The organism is Desulfosarcina sp. (genome assembly GCF_041551955.1).
GTDB lineage: Bacteria > Desulfobacterota > Desulfobacteria > Desulfobacterales > Desulfosarcinaceae > Desulfosarcina.
The window spans coordinates 1-5,739 of the sequence record NZ_JBFELV010000324.1; the positions used below are offsets into that span (position 1 = coordinate 1).

4 protein-coding genes, 1 pseudogene and 1 riboswitch are annotated in these 5,739 nt (G+C 49.6%); of the genes and pseudogenes, 3 read left to right on the top strand and 2 right to left on the bottom strand.

All coding sequences use genetic code 11. From position 1 onward, the window contains the following. From ABYV26_RS19125 to lpxB, 3 genes and pseudogenes are all read left to right on the top strand, one after another. Window positions 1-425, top strand: a pseudogene (locus ABYV26_RS19125) (acyl-[acyl-carrier-protein]--UDP-N-acetylglucosamine O-acyltransferase); the annotation flags it as partial. Between the two features lie 48 nt (window positions 426-473). Further along, entirely contained in the window at window positions 474-1,277 is an 804-nt protein-coding gene (locus ABYV26_RS19130) for an LpxI family protein (RefSeq protein ID WP_372682957.1), read from the top strand. A gap of 28 nt (window positions 1,278-1,305) precedes the next feature. Further along, complete coding sequence (gene lpxB / locus ABYV26_RS19135) at window positions 1,306-2,451, top strand: lipid-A-disaccharide synthase (protein WP_372682958.1); 1,146 nt, start codon at window positions 1,306-1,308, stop codon at window positions 2,449-2,451. 79 nt (window positions 2,452-2,530) lie between these two features. Here lpxB and ABYV26_RS19140 read toward each other — a convergent pair whose 3' ends face one another. Both ABYV26_RS19140 and ABYV26_RS19145 read right to left on the bottom strand, forming a co-directional pair. Then, complete coding sequence (locus tag ABYV26_RS19140; RefSeq protein ID WP_372682959.1) at window positions 2,531-4,450, bottom strand: choice-of-anchor U domain-containing protein; 1,920 nt, start codon at window positions 4,448-4,450, stop codon at window positions 2,531-2,533. Window positions 4,451-4,514: 64 nt separating this feature from the next. Next, a riboswitch (cyclic di-GMP riboswitch) is annotated at window positions 4,515-4,604 on the bottom strand. A gap of 414 nt (window positions 4,605-5,018) precedes the next feature. Continuing rightward, window positions 5,019-5,739: nitrogen regulation protein NR(II) (locus tag ABYV26_RS19145; RefSeq protein WP_372682960.1), on the bottom strand; the 721-nt coding region annotated here is incomplete at its 5' end.

A 5,739-nucleotide genomic window follows, 5' to 3' on the forward strand; every position in this document is an offset into this window, starting at 1 on the left:
ATATTGCCCACGACTGCCACATTGGGAAAATGGTGGTGCTTGCCAACAACGCGACCCTGGCAGGCCATATCACGATTGGCAATCACGCTATTGTTGGCGGTTTGGTCGCCATTCATCAGTTCGTCAGAGTCGGCGAGCATGCTTTTATCGGCGGCAAATCTGCTGTAGTCAAGGATGTACCGCCTTATGTCATTGCCTCCGGCGATCGGGCCATTTTACATGGACTAAACCGCGTCGGCCTCAAACGTTTTGGTTTTTCTGCCCAAACGCTGACCGAGTTGAAAAAAACTTACCGAATACTGTTTCGATATGGGTTGACCCTCAATGAAGCCATTGAGCGCGTAAATGCAGAAGTGGAAATGGTGCCTGAAGTAGAAACCTTCATCGAATTTATCAAAGCCTCCTCCCGAGGGGTGACCCGATAACATCACTTCTTGCGCGATGGAATAACAACGTCATAATAGACCGACGCAATGGCTGAAAAAATCGGATTAATAGCTGGAAGTGGGCAATTCCCTGTTCTTTTTTCTCAAATTGCCATAAAAAATGGGTTCTCCGTATTCACGGCAGCATATGTCAACGAAGCCGATCAAATCCTGGCTCAGTTGTCGGAGAAGATTCAATGGCTGCACCTGGGCCAAATTAAGCGGCTGACCAAGTTTTTTAAGCAAAATGAGGTCAACCGTGCGGTAATGTTGGGCGCCATTCGCAAAACGCGCTTATTCACCGATGTGAAGCCGGATATGAAAGCCATATCATTGATGGCGGGAATGCGACACACCCACGATGATGCCATTATGCGCGCATTTGCAGATAGCCTTGAAGAAGAAGGCATCAAGATTGAATCCTCAACGTTCCTATTGCCTGAACTGCTGGCCACAAAAGGTGTCTGGACAATCCGCAAACCTTCCCGGTCGGAAAAAAAAGACATCATGTTGGGGTTTTCGATTGCCCGGGAAATTGGACGTTTGGGAATTGGGCAAAGTGTCGTTGTCGGAGGCGGGTCCATTCTCGCCGTCGAGGCGATTGATGGAACCGATGCCACGATAAAGCGGGGCGGCCGATTGGGCAAAGGTGAGGCGGTTTTGGTAAAAGTTTGCAAGCCGAACCAGGATTTTCGTTTCGATGTTCCATCGGTAGGCCTTCAAACCATTCACACCATGAGCCAGTACGATGTTCGCGCAATCGCTTTAGAGGCCGGCAGGACCGTTGTTTTTGACCGTCCTGAAATGATCCGTACCGCAAACGAAAACCATATTGCCATCATCTGTGAATAGGACAACCGATAAGCGCTTTTGATAGTTGATGGTAACCTACAATCAAATGCCTATACTACCCATCATGATCATTGCCGGTGAAGCATCGGGTGATTTACACGGTGCGAAACTGGCCCATTCCATCAAAAACCGTTCCAAGGATGCGTTTCTCTTCGGCGTCGGCGGAACCGCCATGCAAAGCCAAGGTGTCCAGCTTCTCGTCGATATTAAAACACTTTCCGTGATGGGCATCACCGAGGTGCTTGCCAAACTGCCATCGATTTACCGGGCCATGGCGACCGTCAAGAAAGCCCTGGTCCGAATCAAACCAAAACTTTTGATATTAATTGATTTTCCCGACTTCAATGTTCATGTTGCAGCTGCCGCCAAGAAGCTCGGCATTCCAGTTTTGTACTATATCAGCCCCCAAATCTGGGCATGGCGCCAAAACCGAGTCCATAAAATCAAACGCCTGGTCGATCATATGGCCGTGATCCTTCCCTTCGAAGCAGCTTTCTATCGTAAGCATCATGTGCCCGTCACCTTTGTGGGCCACCCGCTGTTGGACGGAAAAATACCAGCCCCTGACCGTCTGCCAGCAACGACGCATGTGCAAAACACGGTCATTGGACTGATTCCCGGATCAAGAGAAAAAGAGGTAACGACGCTGCTTCCGGTTATGCTGCAAGCGGCCAAAATTATTAAACGCGCCCTGCCAACTTCACAATTTTTGGTATCATGTGCCCAATCCATCGATACCGCCTTAGTATCAACCATCATCAGTCAATATGCCTCAACGGTTGATATAGAACTCGTCAAAGGCTCAATCGATAAGGTTTTTACACGGAGCCGGATGGTAGTAGCGGCCTCCGGTACAGTCACGCTGGAGGCCGCACTCTACGGCATGCCAACCGTCATCATATATAAAGTCTCACCATTGAGCTACTGGATTGGCAAACGGCTCATTAAGGTAAAGCATATCGGCATCGCCAACCTCATCGTCCAAAAAGAACTGCAGCCCGAGTTGATCCAGGACGATGCATCGCCCCAGACCATCGCTGATACGGTGACAGCCATGATCAATGATCCAGAGAGGTTAAAACAAATAGAAAAGGAACTGGTTGGCATTCGAGACCTTCTCGGCGGCGCCGGTGCATCAGACAGGGTCGCCCGAATTGCATTGAACCTAATCTGACCTTTCATAAATAGCGACACCCCTGACAGTGGGCATCAGGGGCATCGTTATTTTCGGCTCGTAGCGTTTCAGATGATTCTCAGAACCGGCGGTCCCTCCTGCTGTTTTTTTTTAATTTTTGAAATGCGGCGGGCAAAGTCATTCCCGCTATCAGCAGCGTCATAACCATCAACATGGTTGCGCATGAGCGGATAGAAAAAAGCCAGCCCATGTCCTGAATGCCGGCTGAGATAAAACAGTAGTTGTAACCACTGTCGCCGGTTGACGTTCCCCCCGTTGACAGGGTGGCGCCATCGGAAATCGTGGCGTCCGCATAGGCAAGTCCCGTGGGATCGACGATCACCCCATTTTCAACCCCGTCTTCATCGCCCATGCCGCCATCTTCCAACATCACGGTTACACTCTTTCTGTCTGGCGAAAAAACGGCATTCCCATATACTTCCCAGCCGGTGTCGGAGATGTATTTATACAGCTGGGCATCCAAGGGGACCTGGGTTGAGAAATGAATTCTTACCACTGCGCTGTTGACCTCATTTTCCAGATACAGCTTGAAACCAATCAGCCCGAATCCCATCTTCACCGATTGGTCGGGAATCATATCCGTGGGCAGTGATTTGACCGAAACCAGCGTGACACCATCAGAAATGGATTCAACACCGACAATGGTTTGTCCCTCGATCGTGTTGATACTTATCATGTTCGCTTCGAGTAAATCCGCAATACCGTTTTCATTGACGTCCACCGATTCATCGACCTCCTGGGCGTCGGGGACACCGTTATAGTTCGTATCGCCCGCACTGTCGGCAGCAATAGTTGTAAAGGTAGCGGGTTGAGACCAGTCCGATTCACCATGACGGGCATCGATGAACTTCACCCGCCAATGGTAGGTCGTGTCTACGTCGAGCACCATTTCGCCGACGGTGTATGCAGCAAGCTGCATCTGGCTGGTTTCATCCAAAACGAGTGTCGAAAAATCCGATTCAGTGCTGATCTGCCATCGAGATTTGAAATGGTCATCGTGATCCGTGTCAAAATACAACCCTGAGACAAGCACGGGAGTAAGATCAACACGGTCGATTTGAATGAGGGTTTCGATATTCGGTGCATCCGGTGCCATATTGTCCGGCGCGCTTGTTGGATTGGAGTCTGCAAGGAACTCAGCAAGATTGGGCAAGCCATCACCATCTGCATCCGATTCAGAATCTATGACTGTCGGATCCAGACCATAGGCAATTTCCCAGGTATCAGTCATTCCATCATTATCATCGTCCGGATCTTGATTGTCACCGGTTCCGTCACGATCATTGTCAGCCCATTCCGTGGGATCGTTGGGAAACTGGTCCAGAACATCTGGCACAAGATCGCCATCGACATCGGTGCTCGAAGACTTGAGCACACGGACGGTGGTATTCGACGATGTGCTGATTCCATCATCATCGGTTACGGTCAGGTGGAAGGTTAAATCGTCCCCGTCGAGACCGACCACAGGCGCAGTGAAAGAAGCCTGACTGGTGGAAGCACCATTGATGAATATGCCAGTGCCACTTATCTGCGACCATTGATATCCGGCAATCGCCCCGTCCGTGTCACTTGAGGCCGAACCATCGAGGATTACCGATGCGCCTTCATATACGACCTGATTCTGTCCCGCAACGGCCGCGGGCGCCTGGTTGGGCACAACGGCGGCGGGTGTATAGCTAACCTCTTCGGAGTCGGCGCTTTCCAGCGAGCCTTTATAGGCGCGAACGACAAAATGATAGGTGACGCCTTCGTTGAGCCCGCTCAGCGTACAAGTGGTAAGGTTATTCTCCCAGATGGGCCGATCGTAGTTGTAACTCTGGGTGCCTTCACGGAAGAAAACCCGGTATCCCTCCGGAGCCGGGACGTTGGCATCCCACCGCAGGGTTACATTCGCACTGTGAGCAAACGTCACGATGCCGGCAACGATAGCGATGGAAGCAAAAAAGGCCTTCAGATAAGATCGAGTGGATAGTTTCATGTAGCATCTCCCAAATTGTTATGTGCCGTGCGACCAACAGCGAATTTGAGAGATGCTGTTTTCGCTCGGCAGCCCTGCCGCCATTTCCAGATATTCTGGTGTTAGGCCGTTGGCTTTGCGTCACACCCTTTAGGATGTTTTGCCTTTATCGAGCTGCTTACTTTTCAAAAAACGTCGACTGATTTCAAAGCATAAACCGTACCATACTATCTAATACGCACTCACCCGAAACCATAAAATACCTTGCGTAAAGGTATCTGTTTGAAATGTTGTGTATTTTGATCCTGTTTGTCTTTGCCGTCATCGGATCAGGCTGTTTAAATCTCAAAAGCAAACGAGGTGTTTTAATTTATGTACACATCATAGACGCGGTCAGTGCATTTTCGTGCACCGGCGTGTGATGGTAAAAGAGCTTATTCATTTTATGTAATATTCAATCGTAACATCCTGTCTTTTTCATTCCTCGAGCAGACTGGAACATGGGAAGAGCCTCCAAGATTCTACCGCGAATTAAATGGGGTAAAAAGAGAATCGATGGGGCGGTGGATCGTAGATGATCATTTAGCAGCTATACGGTGGGAGCGACCGGTTTGAAATACAACGTAAAAACACTGCCTCGGCCAGGATCGCTTTGCACGTCTATTCGGCAGTCATAAGTTTCCAGAATTCGATACACGATGGAAAGACCAAGGCCGGTGCCATTGGGTTTGGTCGTGAAAAAGGGATTGAATATGGTTTTTACCGTTTGTTCATCCATCCCGCAACCGTCATCAGCAATCGAAACCATGATCCGCTCACTCTTGTGCTTCTGTACAGCTATCTTTATTCTGCCTTCATTTTCAATTGATTCCGCACCGTTCAATAGCAGATTCCAGATTACCTGACGGAGCTGCAGCGGATCAATCTCGATATACGCATCCGAGTTTATTTCTAAATCCACGTTGACCCGCGAACCGATGGACCCGTCCTTTTCAAAGAGGGTTACCATTTCAGACATGGCATCTCCCAAATTGACACACTCAATCTGGCCGGCTGAGGGCCTGGCAAAAGTTAGGAAATTGTTCACCAGGCTGCTCAATCGGTCAGTTTCTCTCAGGACGATGTGCACCAATCGCATATTGTCCTGGTTGTTTTCCATTTCACCCTTAAGAATCTGTATGGCTCCCGATAACGAAGCCAGCGGGTTTTTAATTTCATGGGCCAGACCGGCGGCCATTTCACCGATCTGGGCCAGATTTTGAACCCTGCCTAGATGGGCCTCCATAGCCACCAGTTCAGCCTTGGATTGG

Coding starts and splice junctions, on each gene's coding strand:
- ABYV26_RS19130 (WP_372682957.1), top strand. CDS start 474: ATGGCTGAAAAAATCGGATTAATAGCTGGAAGTGGGCAATTCCCTGTT.
- lpxB (WP_372682958.1), top strand. CDS start 1,306: ATGGTAACCTACAATCAAATGCCTATACTACCCATCATGATCATTGCC.
- ABYV26_RS19140 (WP_372682959.1), bottom strand. CDS start 4,450: ATGAAACTATCCACTCGATCTTATCTGAAGGCCTTTTTTGCTTCCATC.